We start from the raw sequence: 21,845 nt of genomic DNA on the forward strand, positions 1-21,845 counted from the left end.
CTCCACATTAGCTCCATTCGTTCTCCAAATTGCTGATTTAGATTACTTCCATCAGCAAATGGAGAATGAAATATGAAAAAGATCCTCAATAACCAACTCGGTACGAAGTTCGCCTTCGTACTGTTTTTGTTTGTCTTACTGCAAATCCCGCTTTCAATGGTCACAGGGCTGATCTCAGAACGCTCATATCGCCAAGATGAAGTCAGAAACGACATCGCACGCAGCAGCAGCGGCGAACAGCGCATCATTGGTCCATTCATCATGGTTAACTACACCGAAACCAGTTACCGAGATGACAAAGTACAGATTAAAGAGCGTCGTAAATTTCTTTTACCCAGCACTTTTGATATGAGCGCGAATCTGGACAGTTTTGAAAAGTACCGAGGCATTTACCGCGCGCGTTTATACAAAGCACAAGTGGCACTGAAAGGCGCTTTTGATGCAGACGATCTCGCGGCGTTGCAGGGGCTTGATATTGAAAACATGAGCCTAGTGGTTGGCATTGAAGACAGCCGTGGATTGATTCGTTTGGATGACATGACCATGGCGAGTGCTGACATCGAAGTCGCACCGGGAACGGGGTTAAATCAGTTGCCACAAGGCTTCCACAGTGATCTGACACTTGCAGACCTAAACGCAGAACAACCTTTGGCATTCGATCTTAACTTCTTGCTGCAAGGTATGGGTCAGCTTCAAGTCACACCAATCGGCAGTCAAACAACGGTTGAACTCTCTTCAACTTGGGCACATCCAAGCTTTATTGGTGATTACTTACCGGTGTCGTCAGAAGTATCTGAAGATGGATTTAACGCGCAATGGGCGAGCAACAACTTCTCAACCAATATCGCGCAGCTGTTCCAAAGCTGTTTGTCATCGAATCACGCTTGTCACGAGCTTGAACAGCGACAAATGGGCGTAGATTTGATTGACCCTGTTGATCACTATTTGAAGTCTCACCGAGCTGTGAACTATTCACTGTTGGTTATCACATTAGTGTTTGCGAGTTTCTTCTTACTGGAGCTGTTCCAAGCGCGTCCGGTTCACCCAGTGCAATACGGCTTTATTGGTCTGGCTTTAGCGCTTTTCTATCTATTGCTGATTTCGATGAGTGAACATCTGGGCTTTAACTGGGCGTATGTGGTGTCAGCAGTCGCATCGACGGGGCTTTTAAGTGTGTACGTGAGCGGTATGTTGAGCAACACCAAGCACGGCGCGATATTCGGAGCGTGTTTGCTCACTCTCTACGGATTACTGTTTGGCTTGCTACAAGCAGAGAGCTACGCATTGGTCATGGGGACATTACTGTGTTTTGCGATTTTGAGCTTCACTATGGTTATTACACGCAACATCGACTGGTACGCACGAAATAAGAAAGCAGAAGAAAGTGCAAAGGCGAATCATGAAGATGTTTAAACGAGTCACTCTTACTGGTCAGCCAAGCAATATGGTGGAAGAAACGTCCGCTATCCACCTGCGATTTTCTGCAAAAAATGGACTCAAAAGCTTGGTGTGTTTTATCACATTGGTCGTTATTGCGCTCTATGTTCGAGACAGCTTTATTCGTCCGACATTTGGTGATGTTCTGGTTGTGGTTTGGCTCTACTACTCTCTTGCAAGCTTGTTTTCCATGCCCGTTAACTGGCTGGTTTCATTGGTGGTGTTGATTGCGTTTGCTGTTGAGTTAGGGCAACTGTTACAGGTTGTAGTCTGGCTTGGTATCGAATCTTCATCGCCTCTGGTTGTGATTTTGGGCGCCACATTTGATTGGAAAGATCTGCTGGCTTATTGCATCGGAGGTCTACTGTGTTGTTGGATAGAAAAGAAATGAAAACCGAGATGAAAGCCATTGCGCTACCAAACCGACTCCGCCATTCCAAACGAGGTATTCGTAAAAGGATCAAAATCAGTTTACTCAAGCGCGTGTACCTTTGGTCACTGACTAATAGAGAACTACTGTAGCGCTACTTCTCTATCTGAAATACAAAAGGGAATCTTAAACTCACCGGCGCACAGGTGAGTTAAGATTCCCTTTATTATTCATTGAGACGTCTAGCTTCTACTTTTAATCAGCTTTCAAATGAAAGTTTATCGCCGAACGTCTCTTTCCAGTCTTTATCGAACTGTTCAACCGCCGGTTTTACTGCTGGGTGAGCGAACATTTGTGCCGCCACATCGGTAGGTAATGTAATGGCTTCGATACCCAGTTTCATCACTTCCATCGCTTGTTGAGTGTTCTTGAAGCTGGCTGCCAAAATCTTCGCTGGTAGTTGGTTTTGATCGAGCAACAATTGAAGATCCGCGACCACTTCAACACCGTTGCCGTTCATCGCATCAATGCGGTTTACGTAAGGTGCTAGATAGTCTGCACCGCACAGTGCTGCAAGGAACCCTTGTTGATCTGAATAGATCGCGGTAGCAAGAACCTGAATTCCTTCTTTTTTCATTAGCTTAATTGCCGCTAAGCCGGTTTCTGTTGCTGGCACTTTTACCACCATATCGTAAGGCAATTCATTCAGTTGGCGCGCTTCTGCCACCATACCTTCGACAGTTGAACTCACGACTTGAGCGTGAAAGCGAGGTTTACCGCCAAGTGCTTCTTGCATGCCTGCTAGGGTTTCATTCAGTCCCTGTTTTGACTTCGCCAAAATGCTTGGGTTTGTCGTCACGCCTTTTAGCGGTAGGCATTGGTTAAAGCGTTTTACTTCTGCCACATCAGCAGTATCTAAATAAAGTTCAATCATGGTTTCTACCTTAAACAAAATCTTCGTTTTGATGATGGGATCACTATAGATCTGACAATCGAACGAGATCTTGATTTTGATCAACTGAAATTTCATTTGAAACTATAATAATTTCATTAAATGAAAGTTAAGTGAAACTTGTAAACGCTCAAATGAAGCTTTCAGTTAGAAAACAGAAAAGCTGTTCATAAGACTCAACGAGCAAAAGAAGCGAATTAGGTACACAGCGGTAGCACAGACCAAGAGGCAAGCAGAGATGTATTTCAATATCCAACGATTCTCTACCCATGATGGCGATGGCATTCGTTCCATTCTTTTTCTTAAAGGATGCAGCTTGTCTTGCCCTTGGTGTCAAAACCCAGAAAGTCGCAGCGAAAAGCATTCACTCTTATTTGATCAGCGAAGCTGTATGGAAGGTTGCCAGCTGTGCGTTTCTGCTTATCAAGCTACAACTCAACCCACAGCGGGTAGCGAAACGGTGGGTGATGGTATTCAACGTATCGACAACCAAATCATCATCAATCGCAAAGCCATCAAAGAAGACCAACTGATCGCGCTGCGAAACGTCTGTCCTACGCAAGCACTGACCGTCTGCGGTGAAGAGGCAAAATCAGACATGCTGTTCGACACCTTAATGAAAGACAAACCTTTCTATGACCAAAGCCAAGGTGGCGTAACCTTCTCCGGTGGTGAGCCACTCATGCAAGCGGATTTGGTGGCAGAACTCGCGCAGCGTCTGCATGACAACCAAGTCTCTACCGCCATTGAATCGTGCATGCATGTGCCGTGGAAGAACGTCGAAAAAGCCGCGCCGCATATTGATTGCTGGTTGGCGGATTTAAAACATACCGACGAAGAAAAGTTTCTTAGCTGGGCGAAAGGTTCACTAAAACGCATCAAAGACAATTTCCGAAAACTGGCACCTATCGCGAAACGCATTGTGATTCGCGTTCCCGTTGTGCCGGGGTTCAATGACACCATCGAAGAGTTGAAAGACATCATCGATTTTGCGGCTTCACTAGAAAGCTGCCAAGAACTTCACTTGCTGCCGTACCACACGCTCGGCATCAATAAATACCGTTTGCTCGATATGCCTTACGAGTGTTCTGACAAGCCATTAAACAAACCAGAACTGCTAGAAAGCGCCATGCAATACGCAAGCGAAAACACCCAACTTAACGTGATTGTAAGAGGTTAACTATGGACCTGAATTACCTTCCTGAGCGTATCAAAGCGCACAAATTGGCACTGGTAAATATCGTAACGCCACCTGTCTGTACCGAGCGTGCAGAGGCATACACTCGTGCTTATCAAGCAAACGAAGACAAACCTGTGATTGTCCAACGTGCGCTAGCACTGCAAGAGCATTTACGCACTCGTACTATTTGGATTAAACACGATGAGTTGATCGTCGGTAACCAAGCGAGCAAAGTGCGCGCTGCGCCTATTTTCCCGGAATACACTGTACGTTGGATTGAAGCGGAAATTGATGATCTAGCCGACCGCCCAGGTGCAGGCTTTGCCGTTACCGAAGAAGATAAGCAAAGCATCCACAGCATCACACCGTATTGGCGTGGTAAAACCGTTCAAGACCGTTGTTATGGCTTGTTCACTGATGAGCAGCAAGAAATCTTAGCCAGCACCATCATTAAAGCCGAAGGCAACATGACTTCGGGTGACGCGCACCTAGCAGTGGATAACGAGAAAATCTTGAAGCTAGGCATGAACGGTTTGCTAGAGGATGTTCGTCAGCACCGTGCTAACAATGATGTTTCGACCTTTGAAGGCTTGAAGAAAGAGCAGTTCTATAAATCAGTCGAAATCGTACTGCTTGCGATTCAAGACCACATAGTGAGCTACTCTGAATTGGCGGCAAAAATGGCGTTAGAAGAGACGCGCCCGCTACGCAAAGCTGAGTTAGAAAGCATTGCGGCAAACTGTCGTCATGTCGCGAGCCACGCACCAGAAAACTTCTGGCAAGCACTGCAATTGAGCTACTTCGTTCAGTTGATGCTACAAATCGAATCGAATGGCCACTCGGTTTCTTTTGGTCGTATGGACCAGTTCATCAACGAATTTTATGTTCGTGATATCGAAAACGGCACAATTGAGAAAGACTTCGCGTTAGAGTTGCTACAAAGCTGCTGGTTGAAGTTGCTTGAAGTAAACAAGATTCGCTCTGGTGCGCACTCGAAAGCCTCCGCAGGTTCTCCGCTGTACCAAAACGTGTGTATCGGCGGTCAGAAGTTGAATGAAAAGGGTGAGCCTGAAGATGCAGTGAATCCACTTTCTTGGGCGATTCTGGAATCTTGTGGTCAGTTACGTTCGACGCAACCTAACTTGAGTGTGCGTTACCATGAGGGTTTAAACCAAGAATTCCTGATGGGTTGTGTTGAAGTGATTAAATGTGGCTTCGGTATGCCAGCGTTCAACAACGATGAGATTGTTATTCCTGAATTCATCAAGCTTGGTGTAGAGAAAGAAGACGCTTACAACTACGCATCTATCGGCTGTATCGAGACGGCGGTTCCGGGCAAATGGGGTTACCGTTGTACGGGCATGAGCTTCATTAACTTTGCTCGTATCCTGCTCGCTTCATTGAACGAAGGTGTGGATGCAACAACGGGTAAAGCTTTCTTGCCACACGATAAGTCATTAGCAAAAGGTAACTTTGAGAGCTTTGAGCAAGTGACGACGTCTTGGGCAGAGCAAATCCGCTACTACACCCGTAAATCGATTGAGATTGATACGGTAGTCGACAGCGTACTTGAACAGCAAGCACAAGACATCTTCTGTTCAACGCTGGTGGATGACTGTTTGGCTCGTGGTAAAACTGTTAAAGAAGGCGGCGCGAAATACGACTGGGTATCTGGCTTGCAAGTCGGTATCGCAAACTTGGGTAACAGCCTAGCAGCAATCAAACACTTTGTTTTCGATGACGCACAAATCACTCAGCCAGAGCTGGCAAAAGCACTAGCAGAAGATTTCGACGGCATGGAGAACGAGCAGCTTCGCCAACGTCTTATCAACTTTGCACCAAAATACGGTAACGATGATGATGCGGTAGACCAACTACTGGCAGACGCGTACCAAGTGTACATTGATGAGCTAGAGCAGTTTGTTAATACGCGTCATGGGCGTGGTCCAATTGGCGGAGGTTACTACGCAGGTACTTCAAGTATCTCGGCAAACGTCCCATTCGGTGCTTCAACCATGGCAACGCCGGACGGTCGTAAAGCGAAAACACCATTGGCAGAAGGTGCAAGCCCGTCGTCTGGCTCAGACCGTTTAGGTCCAACAGCTGTGTACAACTCGGTCGGTAAGATCCAAGCGAATAAGATCCTTGGTGGCGTGCTGCTTAACCAGAAGTTAAGCCCGGCAGCGGTTGAGTCTGAAGGGGATAAGCTCAAGCTCTCTATGCTGATTCGCACCTTCTTCAACCACCACAAGGGTTGGCATGTGCAATACAACATCGTCTCTCGCGAGACCTTGCTAGCTGCAAAGAAGAACCCAGAGCTATATCGTGATCTTGTTGTGCGAGTTGCAGGCTACTCAGCCTTCTTCACCGCGCTATCACCAGATGCGCAAGACGACATCATCGCACGTACTGAGCACGAACTGTAAGTACACTGATTAAGTAAAACAAAAGGCACCAATCGGTGCCTTTTTGCGGTTTGGTCTGAGTTTATTTACCCATATACTTGTGGTGCATTTTACCGCAAGATCTACTACACCACTTTACAGTGGAAGAAAGCTAACCAGTCTTAAGATTAGCTTTCTTGTTGTTTGACGAATTGTCCCGGTGTCATGCCGAAATGGTTTTTGAATGCTCGAGTAAAGTGGGACTGGTCATTAAAGCCAAGCTCGTGCGCCGTTAAAGCGATATTGACTGAGCCAGAAGAGAGCGCCACTCGTGCTTGCTCCAAACGCTTATTCATCAGGTACTGATAAGGCGTTACGCCGATGAGCTTTTTGAATTCCCTCAGAAAGTAAAACTTACTACACCCAAGCAAGTCTGCAAGATCATCGACCGCGATGTTGTCGCCGATGTTTTCTTCGATGTAATGGTCAATCTTATCGACTTGGTGTTGGTCGAACTTAGAGGCGGCAAGCTGGTTGTTCTTAAGGTCAAAGTAGTTGGAGTAGTTTTGGATATAGTGGGTTGCCAGCAGTGAAACCAAGTTATTGAGGTAGGTTTTGCCATTTCGTCCTTTGGCTTTCGCTTCCAACATAAACAGCTCAATGATGCCTTTGATAGTTTCATCCAACACGTTGTAGTTGTTCAAAAATTGCAGTTCAATTCCGTCTAAATTGAGCGGGCAGTGTGAGAAAAATTCTTGCTCTTCAATCGCTAAAATCACGAAGTAACAAGGCTCTGCCACATCATGGGTAAACGGGGTTTTAGGTGGGTTAATCCAAATGTTGCCCGGGCTGGTTTTTAGATCGGCGAACGTGCCATCTTTTTCAACACTCCAATTCAAATCTTTTTCTAGTGCCAATGCAAAGTAGAAGTAAGGGGTGTAGACATTCTTCGGATAGAAATAAGGGGACGTGCCTTTTTCTACCAATACGCCCGACCAATCTAATCCATGGTTTGAAAACTCAATATCCAGCACGTCGCCACAGCTTGATAGCGCATTAGATTCAGTGTCATAAAACTTAAGCTCGGACTTCATTTTCTTTCCTTTGCTCTCTTCCACTTGCTAGCTGAAATTAGCCGAGTTTTGCACATTTCGTCAACTCATTGAGGGGGCAATAAAGTACAAAAACTTGGGCAGGAATGTTCAATCTTCTCTCGCGGTGCAGCGCTAATCTATACCCAAGTTAGCCGGACAGCTCGGGCAAAACATAAGACAGAGAGGATGCCATGTTTAAGAAATCGCTTTTACTACTTTTAAGTAGTTTGCCTTTCACCACCTTTGCTCACTCAGTTTCTGCAAATGACAACAACACTAACCTAGCTTTAGAGGACACCACCATGAAACACATCGAACTCAATACTCAAGTTGGTCAACTAGCTGCAAACCTTTACTTACCAAAAGGTGCGAAGAATGCCCCAGTTGTTGTCGTGACTGGTGCGTGGACAACGGTGAAAGAGCAGATGCCAGCGGTTTATGCTCAAGCATTGGCAGAGCGAGGTTATGCGGCACTGACGTTTGATTTCCGTGGTTGGGGTGAAAGCAAAGACCAAGTGATGTACTTAGAAGATCCTGTACGTAAAACTGCAGACATTCGCGCAGTGATTGAAGCGGTGAGTCAACTCGATGGCGTTGATGCATCACGCATCGGTGGTTTGGGTATCTGTGCATCGGCGGGCTACATGTTAGATGCGGTTGCCGGTAATGACAAAGTAAAAGTAGCGGCAGTGGTTGCTCCTTGGCTGCACGATAAAGCGATGGCGACTGAAATTTATGGTGGCGAAGAAAGCGCGAAAAACTTACTCGCAGCAGCGGAAGAAGCAGCGCGCTCAGCGACTCCCGTTTACATTGAAGCGGCAAGCACAACCAATGAGAGCGCACTGATGTTCCAAGCGCCTTACTACACAGAGACAGACCGCGGTTTGATTCCTGAATATGACAACCAATACAACGTTACATCATGGACTGGTTGGTTGAATTACGACGCTCAAGCAAGCGCAGCAACACAAGATAAACCAGTGCTAATGGTGGCATCTGAAGCCATGGCTCTGCCTGCTGGTGCGCATCGTTACATCGAGAATGCTGGTAGCAATGTTAACGCAGTATGGTTATACGACATCAATCAATTCGATTTCTATGACCAACCAGAAGCGGTAAAACTGGCTGTCGATGAAGTTGTAGAGCACTTCGAAGCGAACCTGTAAGGGATTGTGTGATGAAACTTAAACAACAGTGGTTACTGTTTATAGGAGTGATTGCCATGAATGTGAATGCTCAAACCATGTCCTTGGACGAAGCGAAAATTCGTAGCAACATTAACAGCTTCTCGGCTTTGGCAGACCAAGGTGCATTTGAATACTTAGGTCGATTGTTCGCTCCAGAATTGACGGTGGATTACACCACGCTGTTTGGTGGTGAAGCCCAACAAGTCAAGCGCCAAGATTTAATGCAGCAGTGGGCGGGATTCTTGCCTGGGTTTGATGCGACATTCCATGACTTGAGCAATCTACGCGTCTCTATTGATGGCGATAAGGCGAGTGTGACAGTGGATTTCATCGCTAGTCATTGGCTCGGTGAAGAAGGTTTCTGGGCGGTTTCGGGTGAATACGAGTTTGGTTTGCAACGGGCGGGCGATAACTGGCAAATCACTTCAGTGACACTGAATCGAAAATCAGAACAAGGTAGCCGAAATATCTTGGCAGACGCGCCTAAGCATGCAGCGCAGAACTTAAAAGCGCGCGAAGCACTGAAAGTGACGTACTAATAAACGCGTCAGAGCGTCACAGAGACACCAATTGGTGCCTTTTTCTATTTGAGCTGTATCGTGTTTAGTTGCATAACTGATTGATTAATTGAGTGGTTTCAATAGGGTGGGAGAAAATTAAAAAGAAGGGTAGAAGAACGGATGTTTTTACTCATCGCAATACTTGCAGGGGTAGCGGCGTTAATTTGGTTTTATCGAGAAGGGCAAGTCATTGGCTTGAACCGGATCCTCGGCATACTTTATTTTATTACTTACGCTGTGGTGTATTTGTACATTCCACCATTTCTCGAAATGGGGCATCAATACATTGGCAAAACTTACGAGTTGATCCCCATTGCCTGCCTTTATGGCATTTTGCACCCAGATCCTGAGGAAGCAACGACTGAACAGAAGGCGATAAGCTTTTTTTCATGGTGTGGCTTGATCTTTATCAGCTGTTTCTTGTTGTATTTCAAAATGAATGTCTGGTGAGAAACTAAACACTAAGCTCAAGGAAGATAAATGAGTGCCAGTCACTACCTAAAAGAGCTACGCAGCAAAGTAGGTAATCAAGTATTAATGATTCCGGGCGTTGCCGCTGTGATCCTTAATGAAAGCAACCAACTTCTGTTGCAAAAGAAATCTGATGGCAGTTGGAGCTTACCAGCAGGCATGATTGAACCAGGTGAGTCACCTTCGCAAGCTGTGATTCGAGAAGTAAGAGAAGAAACCGGACTCGCGGTTGAAGTTGAACGTGTGCTCGGTGTTTTCGGTGGAGAGGGATTTGGTTTTGCTTATCCAAACGGAGACCAAGTTGAATACACAGTGATCATGTTTAAGTGTCAACAAACAGGACAGTTTGCAGAAGACTTAGATGAGGAGACGATCGAGCTGGCTTGGTTCTCGAGATCAGATATGCCGACACTTGCTTTGCCTTATCCTCTTGAGTGCTTATTTGCAGAAAACATCGAGCCATTAGTTTCGTAATAATCATCGAACTAGAATGTATTTATCCTGTTGATTTTGTGAGAAAGATTATTGAGGCATTGAATGAAAACTGTCAGTATCCAACATTCGATGCTGATTATTCATTTGGCGTCATTGGTTGTTATTTATAAGCAGAGAAAAAATATGTTTAAAAAAGCTCTAGTTCTAGCTCTTCCTGTTGTATTAGCAGGTTGTTCCGCACCTAAATATACGGCTGAGCCGATTGCGCAGTCGAATCAAAGCAAAGAAATCACCATTGTAAAAGATAATGCGACAAGAGCAGTGTTCTTAGATTCTTTGCAAGAATGGTGCTTAGACACTGCGCGTAAATGTACAGTGGTCAGTGATGGCACTGCACCTAAGGCAGATGAACTGACGCTAACCTATGTGTCTCGCTGGAGTTGGGACTTTAGAACCTTTATTGCGGATGCAAAGATTAACGCTTATAAAAATGACCAGAAAGTTGGTCAAGTTGAATTTAAAGCACCAAACAATGGTAATTTGGACAAATTTGGTACAGATACCAAGCGTATCGAGTCGATGATTAAGATCTTATTTGGAGAGCAGACAATTAGCGATGCTCAACAGAAAATTAAATCTGGTGAAATCTAAATACATAGCTTAAGAACATAATGAAAGCTCAAAAGTAATGTCCTTCTTTTGAGCTTTATTTTTTGTGATATTTAAGCCTGAAAGATGGTGCTATATGGAAATAGTTAAAGCCAATCTCAGCCATTTTGAAGCGTTTGAACAGTATGTTGAAAAGTGTGCTCATGCGGAAATGGAAATGTACGTCATCGCCCAAAGCGACAGTGAAGCGTTGCTGAAAAAACGAATTGGATACGCGAAAGGCGAAGGCTTGCCGGAAGGTTGGACGCCGTCTTCGACATACTTCTGTATCGAGGAAGGGGTGATACTTGGTTCGATTCGGGTTCGTGATGGTAATAACGACTATCTTGAAAATGTGATAGGGCATATTGGTTACGAAACCGCGCCAGATGCTCAAGGTAAAGGCATCGCCACATTCATGTTGAACTGGGTGAAAACCGAAATCATTAATGACTCTGCTATCGTGACTTGTGATGTGAACAATACCGCATCAAGACGTGTGATCGAAAAGGCGGGTGGCGAGTTTCTCAATACATTTTATTCAGAACAAGACCAATACGAAGTGCGCCGCTATCGATTGTCGGCAGAGTAAATTCATTGAGGTGAACAAACGCCCTCGTGAATGAGGGCGTTTGTTATTGAGAATGTTCCATTATGAAGTGAGAAATTAGAACTCATCCTCTTCAAAGCGTCCTGCGTTCTCTAGCCATAAACCATTGATGACACCAAAGGCGCAGGCGAGTAATACGCCAAGTACCCAACACATGTACCACATACTTGCCTCCTTAATAGAGCGATGAGCTGTTGCTGCGGATGTAGTTGTTATCCAAACGTCCGAACATTTTGTAGTAACACCATGCGGTGTAGCCCAGAATCACAGGCACAACGATGATGGCAACGATAGAGATAATGCCAAGCGTTTTCTCACTCGATGTGGCATCCCATAACGTTAAGCTGTGCGATGGGTTGATGCTTGACGGCATGATCATCGGAAACAAGGTGACGCCTGCCGTTAAGATGATGCAAGCAATCGCAATGCTCGACATAGTAAACGCCACCCCAGCACGGCGAGAGACGGTTGCCCAAAAGCACACGAGTAAGCTGGTTACCGCAGTGAAGGGAATCAGCCAAAGTTGTGGCATTTCGCTGAAGTTATGCAATAAATCACCAGCAATACTCACCACTTGTTTGTTGAGTGGGTTTGAAATGCCATCTTTTAGCATCGCGCCGATGATGATGTAACCGGATTGCGATGCCGCAAACAAACCACCGAACATAAATAACATCATAGTTGCACCCGCACCCCACAACGTGATGTTTTGTGCTCGTGCACGTAGATCATGTTTTGTCTTCATTTGAAGGAAAGCAGCACCTTGCGTCACCACCATGGTCAAACTCACCAAGCCACACAGAATTGGGAATGGAGTGAGCAAGTCAAAGAACCCACCTTGATAATCGAGCATCAGCAAGTTGTTTAACTCGAACGGTACGCCAACCAACAAGTTACCGAAGCCAACCCCAAAGATAATTGGTGGAATAACACCGCTGATGAACAAGGCGATATCACACACATTGCGCCATTGCGGATTATCGATTTTAGCTCGGTAATCCATACCAATAGGACGCAACCAAAGGGATGCGAGCACCAACAGCATGGCAATATAGAATCCGGAGAACGCTGCGGCGTATACCAAGGGCCATATCGCGAAGATGGCACCGCCAGCGGTAATCAGCCAAACTTGGTTGCCGTCCCAGTGCGGCGCGATAGCGTTAAGCATTACGCGGCGCTCTAGGTTCTTTTTCCCCATAACAGGGAGCAGCGCGGCTACCCCCATATCGAATCCGTCGGTGATGGTAAAACCAATCAACAGCACACCAACGATCGCCCAAGTAAATAGGCGTAGGTTTTCGTAATCAAACATAGTGCCTCCTTAGTGCTGATCAATCAGTTTGAATGTGTCGGATTGTTTGTCTTTTTTGTTGTTTTCTTCGTGGTGATAGCGACCCGTTTTAAGCACGCTTGGTCCACGTTTGGCAAACTTCACCATCAAGAACATTTCTACAATCAAGAACGCTGTGTAGAGTACATAAACAAAGCCGAGCGAAATCCAAATGTCACTTGGTGCGAGGTTAGATACCGCCATATTGACCGGAAGTACCTCACCAATTGCCCATGGCTGACGTCCGTATTCAGCAACGAACCAACCCGCTTCACAAGCTATGAAAGGCAATGGAATCGCCCATAGTGCCGCTCTCAATAACCAAGGGCTCGCCCCCAATTTTCTGCGGCAGACTTGGACGAAAGACAAACCGATAATGGCGAACATCAATACCCCACAAGCCACCATGATTCGGAAGCTCCAGAACAGAGGTGCCACTTGAGGAATCGTGTCTTGCGCTGCTTGTTTGATTTGGCTTTCGGTCGCGTCGGTGACGTTCTCGGTGTATTTCTTCAAGAGCAGACCGTAGCCGAGATCTTTCTTCATCTCATCGAATTGAGCGATGTTTTCAGGGCTGTCGTTACCTGCGCGAAGTTCCTCTAGCATGCCGTAAGCTTGGATACCATCGCGGATACGATCTTCGTTCTGCGCCATCAGATCGCGTAAGCCCATCACTGGCTCATCCAGCGAGCGAGTCGCGATGATCCCCATTAGATATGGAATCTTAATGGCGTAGTCGGTTTCCATGGTTTCTTGGTTTGGTAAGCCAAATAGCGTGAACGAGGCGGGTGCTTCTTCGGTGTGCCATTCGGACTCAATTGCCGCGAGTTTTACCTGTTGCACATCACCAAGCTCGTAACCCGATTCATCACCCAGCATCAATGTCGACACAATCGCAGCCATGCCAAATGCAGACGCCACCGCAAACGAACGGCGAGCGAAAGAGATATCTCGACCTTTGAGTAAGTAGTAAGCACTGATGCCCATTACAAACAAAGCACCTGTGGTGTAACCGGCAGCCACGGTATGAACAAACTTCACTTGCGTGACGGGGTTAAACACCACATCAGCAAAGTTGATCATCTCCATTCGCATGGTTTGGTAATTGAATTCTGCGCCGACTGGGTTTTGCATCCAGCCATTCGCCATCAAAATCCACAACCCAGAGAAGTTAGAACCTAGCGCTGTCAGCCAAGTGACCGACAAGTGTTGGCGTTTTGACAATCGATCCCAACCGAAGAAGAACATGCCGACTAAGGTGGATTCGAGGAAGAAGGCAATCAAGGCTTCGATGGCAAGTGGCGCCCCGAAAATATCGCCCACATAGTGAGAGTAATACGCCCAGTTGGTACCAAATTGAAACTCCATGGTAAGACCGGTCGCCACGCCCACGGCGAAGTTAATCCCGAATAACTTACCCCAGAACTTGGTCATGTCCTTGTAGATGGTTTTCCCCGTCATGACGTACAAAGACTCCATAACGGCCAGCAAGAAAGACAAACCTATGGTCAGTGGGACGAATATAAAGTGATAGAGTGCGGTACTAGCGAACTGAAACCGCGACAGATCAACGACATCTGCAAACATAAGGACTCCTTCCCGCTACCAGAGTAGCGGGTTAGATAAGGTTATTATTAGTCTGTTTAATTAAGCGTTAAAGCTTGGGTGCACTTGAATTACGCCTTTGCTGGTATGCGAGAGAAAGGTTTTCTCAACCAGTAATCCAAGCTTACATAGCGACCACCGCCGTAGAAGAACAGCACCAGCAACATCACAAAGTAGGTGGCTGCGAACTCCATACCGTTGTTGAGCATTACTGGGTCGCCCAATTCGGTGATGTAGTTGTATCGACCTGGGAAGTTGGTCGCTAACCATTCAATAAAGCCGTTCAAACGTACCGTTGATTCCATGCCGCTGGTGGCGATGGCATCCCAACCGTGTTTCCAGTGCACCATTGCGCTCGCAACACTCATCAAGAAAATCATCGGAATCGACATCACTCGTGTAAACAAACCCAAAGCGATACAAATACAGCCAAGCACTTCCGTACCTGCGGCAAGAAACGCTAACAACTCGGGAAATGGTAAGTTCAAACCACCATCTGCGGTGGACGCGCCAAACCACGCGACGGTGCCAGAGAAGCCCAGCACCTTAGAGCGAGCGCCAACGAAAATGACCGGAATGAGGTAGAGACGAATCGCAAGCAACGCTAAGTAATCGTATCTTTTGCATTTCTCGACGAGACCGTCGAACCAATTGAGGGCTGACTTAATCATAATTTTTCTCCTGAAGGGCGGACGCTGACGAGTCCTAGTTCACTGAAGTGTTGAGCCCACTCCATGAAACTGAATCTGGCGAGTTGCTGAGCAATCATTTGTTGTAGTTGCGCCAGAGTCAGGTTTGGTTGCTGTTGTAATAGCTGAATCAATGCGACATCCACTTCTCTGAGCTTTTGCGATATCACATGATGTTGTGAGTTCCGAAACACGCCATAAAACACAGGGTGACGCCTGTCAGTTAGGAAAGTCACGGAGTCTTGATGCAGCAAGAAAGGCACTTCTAGCAGCCTTAATGTTGGGTTGAGTTGCAGCACTTGGTTCTCTTCTAGTATCGGATTCGATGAAGAAGTGAATGCCGCGACTAAGGTGTCAATTTCTACATTGAACGCCACCCATTCATATTCCAACAACGCCATCTGATCAGCAGAAATAGAGCTAGAGTCTTGATGCACTTTCTGCTGCAAAAATTGAACAAACTCGGTGGCAATATGATGAAACTCAGGCTCGGATGCGCCATGCATCACCACAAAGTCATCCACCATGCGCTCAAGTTGTTCATCAGCGAACTGCGAAGAAAATAGAGGGAACGTATTCGCAACGACACCCAAGATGTTGTCGCGGATAAATTCGCTATATCGACACAGCGCATGCTGATTCATAGGTGTGCGAATCAGAGCCGTTAGGGACTCGGTTTGCGCGCGCATTTTGTTCGGAGGATTAAGCATTGAGCACCTCCTTACACAACACTTCGAGGGTTTGGCTGAAATCCAAGATCTCGCTATGAATGCTGCGAAGCTCTTCAGCCAGAACAAGCAGCGACGGCACATTGTGGTCGCGCTCAAGAAGCAAAGGCTTGCTGCCATGCACCGAGTAGGTGTAACGAGCCAGATCAATCACTTCATCAGGCACTGGTTTACCATGGGTATCGAGCAAGAAGTCATCACGCTCTTTCAGGTGACCCGCAATGTGGTAATAGCGAATCGCATCGCTTGGTAAAGTGCTCAGCATGTCGTAAGGGCAGAAATGATGATTTCGGCTGTTGACGAACACATTGTTGATGTCGATAAGCAGCTCACATCCACTTCGGTCACTCACTTCAGCGATAAATTCGCCCTCTGGTATTTCATGTCCGTAATCGTGGTAGTAAGAGATATTCTCTAACGCCAATGGACGCTGAATAATGTCTTGCACGCGTTGAATGCGTTCGACCAAATACGGAATGTTCTCTTTATGTCGAGGGATCGGAAGCAGTTCATACAAATAGCCCTGATTGTCTCTAGAGAAACTCAGATGTTCGCTATAGATGTCGATATTAAATTCATCGAGAAAGCGTGCGACGTCTCGTACAAAAGACTCGTTTAACGGTTGGCAATCACCAATCGATAAGCTCAAGCCATGAGCGACAAGCGGATAATATTTCGCAATGTCTTGCAGCTGTTCACGTTTCAAGCCGCCAATATTCATCCAGTTTTCCGGTGCTAATTCGAGGAAATCGATATCTGGGTGCTCGGGCAACTGACACAGCAAATCAACGTGTTCGCTGCGCAGCCCAATCCCTTTTGATGTATCGGTTATTGTCCGCATACGCCACCTGTTACTTTGCTTTTGTTGAGTTTGATGGTTTCTTCTGAAGGGTTAATACCTTCGCCAGTCACGCCACATTTGCCGTCACGAGCGCGTACCAAGCGACCTTGTGGATCGTTCTTTAGATCTTGTTTCTCAAAGCGTTTCTCTGTACCACATTTACCAGCCGCGCACTTACCGCCATGTTGAGAGCTGGATTGAGCCTCTACGGGAGCTTCTGTGGGGGCATCGGCAAACGCCATGCCTGAGTTCAAAGTAATGACAGACGTCATCGCGATAGATAGAGCAAGTTTATTGTTCATGAGACATCTCCTTCGCTGCGCTCATTGGGTAGCTAGATAAATCGTGACCAGCAATAACTTGACCGTGGTAGTACTCTTTAACGATCTTGATGGAAGCTGGTTTAAGTTTTAGACCTAAGCCCATCCAGTGGTTAAGCACCAAAAGTTTTGGATTCACTTCTGCGGCGATCTTGCCGACAACCGATGGCTTAGCGTGCATAAACGATGAGACTTCGTCGGCTTCTTCATGAATAGCTAATGGCATCAATAAGATGTCCGCACCTTTAGCGAAGTCGATGAAGTCAGGGTTACTGCCGTTTTGGTCAGCGGAAATCACCATCACGCCTTCGGCACTTTCGATTCGAAAAGCGAGACAAGGAACGTCGCCGTGTGGGATACCCAGTGCGTAAATGGTTAACCCATCTTGCTCGTACACCTTGGTGCCTTGGGAAGTTTTGTATGGCACATCGGTAATGGTGACAGGGAACAAGCCATCGCTGCCATCAAACAAACCGTTCAAATATGCGTACGCGCCTTCATCACCGTCGAAAAGCGCTTCCATGTAACCAGTCAAGCTAGGAAACGCAGAGCCTGCTTCTGGACCCGCGATATCGAGAGGATCTTCACGCTCAAAGAAGTACCCCCCTTTTAGCAGGGCTGGAACGTCGGCGACGTGGTCGGTGTGAAAGTGACTTAAACCAAGGAAGTCTAAGTCTTCCAGTTTGCCGCCCGCCTGCCCAAAACGAAGATAGACACCGCCCCCGGCATCGATCATCACGCGTGATTTTCCTTTCCACCAAACCAGTTCACCAGACGAGGCACGAAGGTCATCAGAGATTGGTCCGCCAGAACCAAGAAGTTGCAAAGTAAAATCTTTGTCTAGCGGTTCGAGAGAGAGTGCGTAACTGTTAGCGGCTCCGAGAGATAACCCCAGAGCCAGCACTAACGCTTTTAAAGGCTGTTTCATATCAAATACCTATGAGTTTGATTTTTCTTATTTATTTCCTTTGGGTGAGCATCCAAAGAAGTGTTGAAGAGGCAGGAAAAACGATTTGTTTTTGATGTCCGTCAAAGCACGGGAATAAGATATCCAATATGAATGGTTAATTATATCTAGTAATTTTAAAGTTTCGTTCAGGTAAATTGAACGTTATTAGTTTGAGCTGAACAAGCATCAGAATGTAAAAAGGCACCGTGAAAGGTGCCTTTTATTTGTGTTTTGCAAGAACAATCAGGGCATGCATTGTCGCTTTACCATGAAACCGATAAGCTGTTTGGCACCTTGCCAAAATCGCAATGTTAGGAAGCGCATCATGGATCTCGATATCTACCAAGTGGACTCTTTCACCACCGAACCTTTTAAAGGAAACCCTGCCGGAGTTTGCCTTTCACAAGAACCTTTACCAGAAGCATTGATGTTCTCTATCGCTGAAGAAATGGCGGTATCAGAAACCGCTTTTCTCTGTTTGAAAGACATGCGACTGCGTTGGTTCACACCTAAAGTCGAAGTGGCGCTATGCGGTCATGGCACATTAGCTACAGCGCAAATCTTAAAAGAACAAGGATTCGCAAAGGTTGGCGATACCATTGCCTTTCAAACCCTCTCAGGTGAGCTACATGCAAAAGTAAACGAGTCGACGATTGAGCTCGATTTTCCTGCTACTCAGTTTGAAATGGATGTTGAACAAGACATCGCATTGCTAGCAGGACTTGGATTGAAAGCGGAGCAAGTGGTTTCTTATGCTCAATTTGACAGCAAAGGCTTTATTGAAGTCGACAATGAAAAAACCGTGTTGGAACTCGAGCCTAACTTTGACGCATTAAAGAACATTCAAGGGCGTGGTGTGGTGGTAACTGCTCAATCGAATTCTCCGGATCTCGACTTTATCTCGCGCTACTTCGCCCCCTGGGTGGGCGTGAATGAAGATCCTGTCACAGGCTCAGCCCACTGCGCACTGACTCAGTTTTGGTCGCAAAAACTCGGTCAAAATCAGTTCCGCGCTTATCAAGCCTCAGCCCGCGGTGGACATTTACAAACCGAACTGTTAGAGAACGGACGCATTAAACTGATTGGCTCCGCAAAGACGGTAATCAGCGGAAAACTAAAGGTATAACGCGATGAAACAATCCATTATCCATATTGCTTTGGTCGTAAAAGATTACGATGAAGCGATAGACTTTTATGTGAATAAGCTGAAGTTTGAGCTGGTGGAAGATACGTACCAACCAGAGCAAGATAAGCGCTGGGTTGTGGTTTCTCCACCGGGTTCTAATGGTGTGACATTATTGCTAGCCAAAGCGTCTAAGCCAGAGCAGCATGACTTCATCGGTAATCAAACTGGTGGACGGGTATTCCTATTCTTGAACACCGATGACTTCTGGCGCGACTACAACCGAATGGTAGAGCTGGGCATTCAGTTTGTTCGCCCGCCAACGGAGCAGGACTACGGCACAGTCGCTGTATTTGAAGATCTCTATGGCAACCTGTGGGACTTACTAGAGATGAGTCCAAGCCACCCAATGGCTTCGCGTTCATAGATTCATACTAATTGATATTAACAGCGTCTTTCGGGACGCTTTTTTGTTTTGGGCATTTGCCCCTTCCGTTTCTTCCCAATGTGCTTCACTTTGCTTATCAGCTTAATTCTCAAATTGATAATGGCATTTCAGTCAATATAACTTGTTGTTTTTAAATAAGGTGTTTTCGGCATCATATTTGCGTTAACCCTCTACGACCAACGATTCAGTTGATGAGGGGAATAATATGAAAGCAGGGAAACTTATTGCGCTAACCAGTTGTTGCGTATCGATGTCCGGATACGCACTCACTACCAGTGATTTATCGTTCGAATCAGGCAGCGACAATTCAAATTACACCATCAAGGGTAAACCACTTGAGACCATTTCTATTGCGGATACTTTGCCTCAAGATACCCTGACGAATGTCTATTCGATGCTGCCAGAAGGTACTTACGTCAATACCGCATTTATCGCGCCGGACCGTTATTCTAATATCGACATCGATGATGAACTCAACGGTGCGGATTATGCGACAGCGTCTGTCACTTTTTTAAACGAAGGGGCTGGGTATCGTAATTCTCTCGGGTATTTTGTTTATGACACTGACAACCCGCCAGCAAGCAAAGACGATATTGTCACTCATATGGTTATCTTCCCGAACGCATCCAAAGCGCCTGATGGGGATATGCAAGAAGGGGACACGATTGAACTTGATGTTCAACTGATCGCAGGACAAACCTTAGCTTTCTTTGTTATTCCAAATGGTTGGAGTGCAAGTACTTACAATAACATTCCGTATCTTGGACCCTGGAATACGCCTTTCTACAGTCTATCCAGCTTGAATCCAGAAACGACAGCCAATTACCGTCGCCACAATGTTGCGTTCTTGGATACTGAGAACGAATTTTTAGTGCTTGGTTTTGAAGACATTCGCCGTCCAAGTGGTGATAACGACTTCAATGATTTGATCTTTACTGTGGATATTTCACCTTTCTCGGCGGTAGATGGCGTGAATACCGATGGCACGACCGACTCGAAATACGAAGTATTGGTTCAAGAAAATGATCCGGAAGTCACAGTCACATCAGTTTACCCAAGCTCTGATACTTACGCGACGATGGCGTTCGAAGATCGCTGGCCGTTAATGGGTGACTACGACTTCAACGATGTGGTGTGGCGCTATCGTGTAACCGAACTTTTGAATGGTCAACGTGAATTAAAGACTATTACCGTCGATTACACCCTGCAAGCCATGGGAGCAGGCTATTCCAATGGTTTTGCCGTGAAGCTCCCTAATGTGGATTCGTCCAACGTGGCATCAGTAACGGTGACCAAAAATGGTCAAGCGGTGGAACATACGGTGCTTCAATCTGGCAGTGAAACAGTGTTGGTGGTATCTGAGAACTTAAGAGCGGAACTGGATGCACTCGGCGTTTTGACATCAGGTTGTGCTTATTATCGTACTCAGAGCAATTGTTTGAATCAGCAAGCGACCGATATTCTCAGCTACCAAATGGTGGTTGAACTGACCACGCCAGTCGCACGAGACCAAGTCGGCTACCCGCCTTATGACTCATTCATCTTTGCGGCAGAAGGCACGTACCACGGTGACTTTGTCGCAACCTTCCCGGGGATGACGTGGCAAACCCACCTTAAGTCGTTTTCTGGCACAAGCGAGATGAATAACGCTTTGTACAACTTGCATGACGATGACACGGGCGGTTCAGAATACTTCCTAACCAGTAACAATATGCCTTGGGCAATCAACATTCGTGATGAATGGGATCACCCAACCGAGAATACTGACATCAGCCACGCCTACACAGGATTCCCAACTTGGGTAACCAGCAGTGGCGAAACGGACACCAGTTGGTACAACGCGCCAGCGAGTGGCAAAGTTATCTCAGCAACGGAATAGCAAGGAGCATCACATGAATACTTCGACAAAACTACTGACCATCATGTTTGCTTCAACCTTAGTCGCTGCTTGTGGAGGCGGGGGCGGCGGAGGTGGTGGTTCTTCTACGCCAGCACCAACACCTGTTGCTGACGAGGTTGATGATACGCAAGACATTGTGGCGCAGCGCGACTTTTCTTTTGATATTGGTGAGACGATTACTCTGTCCATGAACTACCAAGGCTCTGCTGATGGTGCATTACACCTCTATACTAAAGCGGCATTTACCACTGAGAATGGGGATGTGATCGCGGACCCTATGTCACGGATCACAACAGTCTACCCAACGCGAACCAGCCAGGTTGAGTTGGAGGTGAATGGTAATTGGACCAAGTTGTACGCACAATGGGTGCCAATGAGCGCTAGTGAATCTGAGAAGAACTGGGTGATTTCGCTGAACCAATCCAACAACAATTACCATCTCGATTTTTAATCCAAGATATTGTCAGTAAGCAAAGCGTGGCGAAAGTTGCGCTTTGTTTTTGATAAAAATCCTTCGCAACATTAGCGTGATCTATATCACCTATTGAACGAATCAGATAGAATGGCGTCCACTTTCAATATGC

24 protein-coding genes are annotated in these 21,845 nt (G+C 46.3%); 14 read left to right on the forward strand and 10 right to left on the reverse strand.

Annotated features, from left to right (window positions below):
* Positions 1-72: 72 nt before the first annotated feature.
* Entirely contained in the window at positions 73-1,413 is a 1,341-nt protein-coding gene (gene creD, locus QMY49_RS20605; RefSeq protein ID WP_253649955.1) for a cell envelope integrity protein CreD, read from the forward strand.
* A complete protein-coding gene (locus QMY49_RS20610) occupies positions 1,400-1,828 on the forward strand; it encodes a ribosomal maturation YjgA family protein (protein ID WP_283316499.1) in 429 nt (142 codons plus the stop codon). The genes creD and QMY49_RS20610 overlap by 14 nt, the downstream gene beginning before the upstream one ends.
* A gap of 238 nt (positions 1,829-2,066) precedes the next feature.
* Here QMY49_RS20610 and QMY49_RS20615 read toward each other — a convergent pair whose 3' ends face one another.
* Complete coding sequence (locus tag QMY49_RS20615; RefSeq protein ID WP_283316502.1) at positions 2,067-2,741, reverse strand: fructose-6-phosphate aldolase; 675 nt, start codon at positions 2,739-2,741, stop codon at positions 2,067-2,069.
* Positions 2,742-2,997: 256 nt separating this feature from the next.
* Here QMY49_RS20615 and QMY49_RS20620 point away from each other — a divergent pair, with 256 nt between their 5' ends.
* Both QMY49_RS20620 and QMY49_RS20625 read left to right on the forward strand, forming a co-directional pair.
* The gene (locus tag QMY49_RS20620; protein ID WP_054822306.1) at positions 2,998-3,939 is read left to right on the forward strand and encodes a glycyl-radical enzyme activating protein; all 942 of its coding nucleotides are present in this window, start codon (positions 2,998-3,000) and stop codon (positions 3,937-3,939) included.
* 2 nt (positions 3,940-3,941) lie between these two features.
* Positions 3,942-6,365, forward strand: a complete 2,424-nt coding sequence (locus QMY49_RS20625) for a formate C-acetyltransferase/glycerol dehydratase family glycyl radical enzyme (RefSeq protein WP_283316503.1) — start codon at positions 3,942-3,944, stop codon at positions 6,363-6,365.
* Between the two features lie 146 nt (positions 6,366-6,511).
* Here QMY49_RS20625 and QMY49_RS20630 read toward each other — a convergent pair whose 3' ends face one another.
* Positions 6,512-7,417, reverse strand: coding sequence for a helix-turn-helix transcriptional regulator (locus QMY49_RS20630; RefSeq protein WP_283316505.1), 906 nt, complete (start codon positions 7,415-7,417; stop codon positions 6,512-6,514).
* 191 nt (positions 7,418-7,608) lie between these two features.
* Here QMY49_RS20630 and QMY49_RS20635 point away from each other — a divergent pair, with 191 nt between their 5' ends.
* The 6 genes from QMY49_RS20635 to QMY49_RS20660 all read left to right on the forward strand — a co-directional run bounded on the left by QMY49_RS20635 (position 7,609) and on the right by QMY49_RS20660 (position 11,310).
* A complete protein-coding gene (locus tag QMY49_RS20635) occupies positions 7,609-8,583 on the forward strand; it encodes an alpha/beta hydrolase (protein ID WP_283316507.1) in 975 nt (324 codons plus the stop codon).
* A gap of 11 nt (positions 8,584-8,594) precedes the next feature.
* Positions 8,595-9,143, forward strand: coding sequence for a nuclear transport factor 2 family protein (locus tag QMY49_RS20640; RefSeq protein ID WP_045486252.1), 549 nt, complete (start codon positions 8,595-8,597; stop codon positions 9,141-9,143).
* 141 nt (positions 9,144-9,284) lie between these two features.
* A complete protein-coding gene (locus QMY49_RS20645) occupies positions 9,285-9,614 on the forward strand; it encodes a hypothetical protein (protein ID WP_005453130.1) in 330 nt (109 codons plus the stop codon).
* 30 nt (positions 9,615-9,644) lie between these two features.
* Positions 9,645-10,109, forward strand: coding sequence for an NUDIX domain-containing protein (locus QMY49_RS20650; protein ID WP_283316511.1), 465 nt, complete (start codon positions 9,645-9,647; stop codon positions 10,107-10,109).
* Between the two features lie 144 nt (positions 10,110-10,253).
* Positions 10,254-10,721, forward strand: a complete 468-nt coding sequence (locus QMY49_RS20655) for an Sbal_3080 family lipoprotein (protein ID WP_009697960.1) — start codon at positions 10,254-10,256, stop codon at positions 10,719-10,721.
* 94 nt (positions 10,722-10,815) lie between these two features.
* Positions 10,816-11,310: a GNAT family N-acetyltransferase gene (locus QMY49_RS20660; protein ID WP_017818437.1), complete on the forward strand. Its 495-nt coding sequence runs from the start codon at positions 10,816-10,818 to the stop codon at positions 11,308-11,310.
* A 75-nt stretch (positions 11,311-11,385) separates the two neighbouring features.
* On the opposite strand, the gene cydX is transcribed toward QMY49_RS20660, so the two are convergent.
* The 8 genes from cydX to QMY49_RS20700 all read right to left on the reverse strand — a co-directional run bounded on the left by cydX (position 11,386) and on the right by QMY49_RS20700 (position 17,769).
* Positions 11,386-11,493, reverse strand: a complete 108-nt coding sequence (gene cydX / locus QMY49_RS20665) for a cytochrome bd-I oxidase subunit CydX (protein ID WP_005453120.1) — start codon at positions 11,491-11,493, stop codon at positions 11,386-11,388.
* A gap of 10 nt (positions 11,494-11,503) precedes the next feature.
* Positions 11,504-12,640 (reverse strand): cytochrome d ubiquinol oxidase subunit II, encoded by a 1,137-nt coding sequence (gene cydB, locus QMY49_RS20670; RefSeq protein WP_009701255.1) that lies wholly within the window; start codon positions 12,638-12,640, stop codon positions 11,504-11,506.
* 9 nt (positions 12,641-12,649) lie between these two features.
* Positions 12,650-14,245: a cytochrome ubiquinol oxidase subunit I gene (locus tag QMY49_RS20675; RefSeq protein WP_283316515.1), complete on the reverse strand. Its 1,596-nt coding sequence runs from the start codon at positions 14,243-14,245 to the stop codon at positions 12,650-12,652.
* 89 nt (positions 14,246-14,334) lie between these two features.
* On the reverse strand, positions 14,335-14,934 hold the full coding sequence (locus QMY49_RS20680; protein ID WP_053053334.1) for an HvfX family Cu-binding RiPP maturation protein: 600 nt from the start codon (positions 14,932-14,934) through the stop codon (positions 14,335-14,337).
* Positions 14,931-15,662: an HvfC/BufC family peptide modification chaperone gene (locus tag QMY49_RS20685; RefSeq protein ID WP_283316518.1), complete on the reverse strand. Its 732-nt coding sequence runs from the start codon at positions 15,660-15,662 to the stop codon at positions 14,931-14,933. The genes QMY49_RS20680 and QMY49_RS20685 overlap by 4 nt, the downstream gene beginning before the upstream one ends.
* The gene (locus QMY49_RS20690; RefSeq protein WP_283316520.1) at positions 15,655-16,521 is read right to left on the reverse strand and encodes an MbnB/TglH/ChrH family RiPP precursor modification enzyme; all 867 of its coding nucleotides are present in this window, start codon (positions 16,519-16,521) and stop codon (positions 15,655-15,657) included. The genes QMY49_RS20685 and QMY49_RS20690 overlap by 8 nt, the downstream gene beginning before the upstream one ends.
* Positions 16,509-16,823: a hypothetical protein gene (locus QMY49_RS20695; RefSeq protein WP_283316522.1), complete on the reverse strand. Its 315-nt coding sequence runs from the start codon at positions 16,821-16,823 to the stop codon at positions 16,509-16,511. Before QMY49_RS20695 ends, QMY49_RS20690 begins: the two co-directional genes overlap by 13 nt.
* Positions 16,813-17,769: an MBL fold metallo-hydrolase gene (locus QMY49_RS20700; RefSeq protein ID WP_283316525.1), complete on the reverse strand. Its 957-nt coding sequence runs from the start codon at positions 17,767-17,769 to the stop codon at positions 16,813-16,815. Before QMY49_RS20700 ends, QMY49_RS20695 begins: the two co-directional genes overlap by 11 nt.
* Before the next feature lie 346 nt (positions 17,770-18,115).
* On the opposite strand from QMY49_RS20700, the gene QMY49_RS20705 reads away from it, so the two are divergent.
* The 4 genes from QMY49_RS20705 to QMY49_RS20720 all read left to right on the forward strand — a co-directional run bounded on the left by QMY49_RS20705 (position 18,116) and on the right by QMY49_RS20720 (position 21,712).
* Positions 18,116-18,916: a PhzF family phenazine biosynthesis protein gene (locus QMY49_RS20705; RefSeq protein WP_033005285.1), complete on the forward strand. Its 801-nt coding sequence runs from the start codon at positions 18,116-18,118 to the stop codon at positions 18,914-18,916.
* 4 nt (positions 18,917-18,920) lie between these two features.
* On the forward strand, positions 18,921-19,340 hold the full coding sequence (locus tag QMY49_RS20710; RefSeq protein WP_005436281.1) for a VOC family protein: 420 nt from the start codon (positions 18,921-18,923) through the stop codon (positions 19,338-19,340).
* A gap of 226 nt (positions 19,341-19,566) precedes the next feature.
* Positions 19,567-21,240, forward strand: coding sequence for an LruC domain-containing protein (locus QMY49_RS20715; protein ID WP_283316530.1), 1,674 nt, complete (start codon positions 19,567-19,569; stop codon positions 21,238-21,240).
* A 13-nt stretch (positions 21,241-21,253) separates the two neighbouring features.
* The gene (locus QMY49_RS20720) at positions 21,254-21,712 is read left to right on the forward strand and encodes a hypothetical protein (protein ID WP_009697950.1); all 459 of its coding nucleotides are present in this window, start codon (positions 21,254-21,256) and stop codon (positions 21,710-21,712) included.
* Positions 21,713-21,845 lie beyond the last annotated feature (133 nt).

This window comes from Vibrio harveyi, from assembly GCF_030060435.1.
In the GTDB taxonomy this organism is placed as follows: domain Bacteria; phylum Pseudomonadota; class Gammaproteobacteria; order Enterobacterales; family Vibrionaceae; genus Vibrio; species Vibrio harveyi.

Coding starts and splice junctions, on each gene's coding strand:
- creD (WP_253649955.1), top strand. CDS start 73: ATGAAAAAGATCCTCAATAACCAACTCGGTACGAAGTTCGCCTTCGTA.
- QMY49_RS20610 (WP_283316499.1), top strand. CDS start 1,400: ATGAAGATGTTTAAACGAGTCACTCTTACTGGTCAGCCAAGCAATATG.
- QMY49_RS20615 (WP_283316502.1), bottom strand. CDS start 2,741: ATGATTGAACTTTATTTAGATACTGCTGATGTGGCAGAAGTAAAACGC.
- QMY49_RS20620 (WP_054822306.1), top strand. CDS start 2,998: ATGTATTTCAATATCCAACGATTCTCTACCCATGATGGCGATGGCATT.
- QMY49_RS20625 (WP_283316503.1), top strand. CDS start 3,942: ATGGACCTGAATTACCTTCCTGAGCGTATCAAAGCGCACAAATTGGCA.
- QMY49_RS20630 (WP_283316505.1), bottom strand. CDS start 7,417: ATGAAGTCCGAGCTTAAGTTTTATGACACTGAATCTAATGCGCTATCA.
- QMY49_RS20635 (WP_283316507.1), top strand. CDS start 7,609: ATGTTTAAGAAATCGCTTTTACTACTTTTAAGTAGTTTGCCTTTCACC.
- QMY49_RS20640 (WP_045486252.1), top strand. CDS start 8,595: ATGAAACTTAAACAACAGTGGTTACTGTTTATAGGAGTGATTGCCATG.
- QMY49_RS20645 (WP_005453130.1), top strand. CDS start 9,285: ATGTTTTTACTCATCGCAATACTTGCAGGGGTAGCGGCGTTAATTTGG.
- QMY49_RS20650 (WP_283316511.1), top strand. CDS start 9,645: ATGAGTGCCAGTCACTACCTAAAAGAGCTACGCAGCAAAGTAGGTAAT.
- QMY49_RS20655 (WP_009697960.1), top strand. CDS start 10,254: ATGTTTAAAAAAGCTCTAGTTCTAGCTCTTCCTGTTGTATTAGCAGGT.
- QMY49_RS20660 (WP_017818437.1), top strand. CDS start 10,816: ATGGAAATAGTTAAAGCCAATCTCAGCCATTTTGAAGCGTTTGAACAG.
- cydX (WP_005453120.1), bottom strand. CDS start 11,493: ATGTGGTACATGTGTTGGGTACTTGGCGTATTACTCGCCTGCGCCTTT.
- cydB (WP_009701255.1), bottom strand. CDS start 12,640: ATGTTTGATTACGAAAACCTACGCCTATTTACTTGGGCGATCGTTGGT.
- QMY49_RS20675 (WP_283316515.1), bottom strand. CDS start 14,245: ATGTTTGCAGATGTCGTTGATCTGTCGCGGTTTCAGTTCGCTAGTACC.
- QMY49_RS20680 (WP_053053334.1), bottom strand. CDS start 14,934: ATGATTAAGTCAGCCCTCAATTGGTTCGACGGTCTCGTCGAGAAATGC.
- QMY49_RS20685 (WP_283316518.1), bottom strand. CDS start 15,662: ATGCTTAATCCTCCGAACAAAATGCGCGCGCAAACCGAGTCCCTAACG.
- QMY49_RS20690 (WP_283316520.1), bottom strand. CDS start 16,521: ATGCGGACAATAACCGATACATCAAAAGGGATTGGGCTGCGCAGCGAA.
- QMY49_RS20695 (WP_283316522.1), bottom strand. CDS start 16,823: ATGAACAATAAACTTGCTCTATCTATCGCGATGACGTCTGTCATTACT.
- QMY49_RS20700 (WP_283316525.1), bottom strand. CDS start 17,769: ATGAAACAGCCTTTAAAAGCGTTAGTGCTGGCTCTGGGGTTATCTCTC.
- QMY49_RS20705 (WP_033005285.1), top strand. CDS start 18,116: ATGGATCTCGATATCTACCAAGTGGACTCTTTCACCACCGAACCTTTT.
- QMY49_RS20710 (WP_005436281.1), top strand. CDS start 18,921: ATGAAACAATCCATTATCCATATTGCTTTGGTCGTAAAAGATTACGAT.
- QMY49_RS20715 (WP_283316530.1), top strand. CDS start 19,567: ATGAAAGCAGGGAAACTTATTGCGCTAACCAGTTGTTGCGTATCGATG.
- QMY49_RS20720 (WP_009697950.1), top strand. CDS start 21,254: ATGAATACTTCGACAAAACTACTGACCATCATGTTTGCTTCAACCTTA.